The organism is Hydrogenivirga sp. 128-5-R1-1 (assembly GCF_000171895.1).
Genome location: NZ_ABHJ01000346.1, coordinates 1 through 1,469, shown reverse-complemented (window position 1 = coordinate 1,469; position 1,469 = coordinate 1). Strand labels below are relative to the sequence as shown.

Below are 1,469 nucleotides of genomic sequence, written 5' to 3'. Positions count from 1 at the left end.
TTGTTGTTATTATACATAATGTATATTATTAGAAATAAGTTATTTTCATCCGATTCTTCATTAAATGTCAAAACTTTAAATCGACATCCTAAAAAGGAGAATACAAGGAATGGATATGTATTAATATTCGAATCACCACTATTGATTTTTTGTGAAAACTTAAAAAAAGATGATCAGTTAGAACTACATTTTGATAGTAGATTTGAAGTTGTCATAACAAATGAAATAAACCTCCCATACGAATCTAATAGAGAAAATAATAAGCTTGTTATAAAAATAAAAGAAACAAAGCAATCAATACTTATAACTATTCCTCGCATTAGGATAGATGAGGCAGATTATGAAAAAAGCAATAAGGAAGTTGAAGTAATACTATTAAGAGGGAAAAAACAAATAGATCGAAAGAAAGTCACTTTATTTAGTTAACTTGTCCAACCTGTCCTAATCCTCTACCCTCCCCTAATATATCTTTTTCTTATGATTGAAAAACAGATTGAAGAAATTAAAAGCTTAATAGAGAAGACAGTATCTATTCCTACTCCGCCAGTATTAGGAAAGGTAGAAAAAGTTTATGAAGTGGCAGGTAAATCTGATTTTCTGAACTGCCTGTATTCAGCTGATGTAAGACTAATAGAACTTACAGAGGGTGGAGACTTTAAAGATTCAGAGCTTGTTATTCCAGATGTTCCAATTCTTGGGATAGGGTTTGGAAATAACAGGGGAATATTTTTCCTTCCTGAAAAAGGAGCAATAGTAAAAGTGTCATTCCTGTATGGATGTCTGTCCTATCCAGTCATAGATGGAATTCTTCCTTTCAGAAAATCTATTCCACAACATGGGAAGGATAACCTTCAGATAAACGTTCCAAAAGATGAGATAAAACAGGTTGGCAACAACAAAACGGAAAATGTTTCAAACCTGTGGTCAGGGTCATATAAAAAAGTAGAGCTAACAGCACCTTCGGGATTTTTTCTAACCGGAGATGTGCAGATAACCGGAAATCTCCTAACAACAGGAAACATCACATCCAATGGGCAAATAGCAGATTTGGGAGGAACAAAAGGAACACTATCTCAGCTAAGGGATACATACAATTCTCATACTCATCCGGGAGATAGCGGAGGAACAACAGGAACACCAAACCAAACTATATAGAGGGCGAAAATGGATTTTGGAACAGATATCTACTGCATTAATGGAGATTTTCAGGTTTTGCCGACAGGAGATATAACAACTGTAAACGATAAATATTGCCTCATTCAGGATATTATTAATAGACTCAAAACAGTAAAAGGTTCACACTTCAGGCATCCAGATTACGGAATAGACCTTTATAAATATCTTAAGGCTCAGTGGTCAGAGGAGGTAGAACTTGAAATACTGACACTTATTGAAACAGAACTTGAAAAGGATCCAAGGATTTTGGAAGCACAGCTGTCAGAGAGTATATAGATATGAGAACATTTGTA

At 34.3% G+C, this 1,469-nt stretch carries 3 protein-coding genes; all 3 read left to right on the top strand.

Annotated elements, in window-relative coordinates; all coding sequences use genetic code 11:
• Window positions 1–426 (top strand): hypothetical protein (locus tag HG1285_RS20005; RefSeq protein ID WP_198005462.1); only part of this gene is annotated, 426 nt, incomplete at its 5' end.
• 51 nt (window positions 427–477) lie between these two features.
• Window positions 478–1,155, top strand: a complete 678-nt coding sequence (locus tag HG1285_RS01745; protein WP_008289314.1) for a hypothetical protein — start codon at window positions 478–480, stop codon at window positions 1,153–1,155.
• Window positions 1,156–1,164: 9 nt separating this feature from the next.
• A complete protein-coding gene (locus HG1285_RS01750) occupies window positions 1,165–1,452 on the top strand; it encodes a hypothetical protein (protein ID WP_008289313.1) in 288 nt (95 codons plus the stop codon).
• The last annotated feature ends 17 nt before the right edge of the window (window positions 1,453–1,469 follow it).

Coding starts and splice junctions, on each gene's coding strand:
- HG1285_RS01745 (WP_008289314.1), top strand. CDS start 478: ATGATTGAAAAACAGATTGAAGAAATTAAAAGCTTAATAGAGAAGACA.
- HG1285_RS01750 (WP_008289313.1), top strand. CDS start 1,165: ATGGATTTTGGAACAGATATCTACTGCATTAATGGAGATTTTCAGGTT.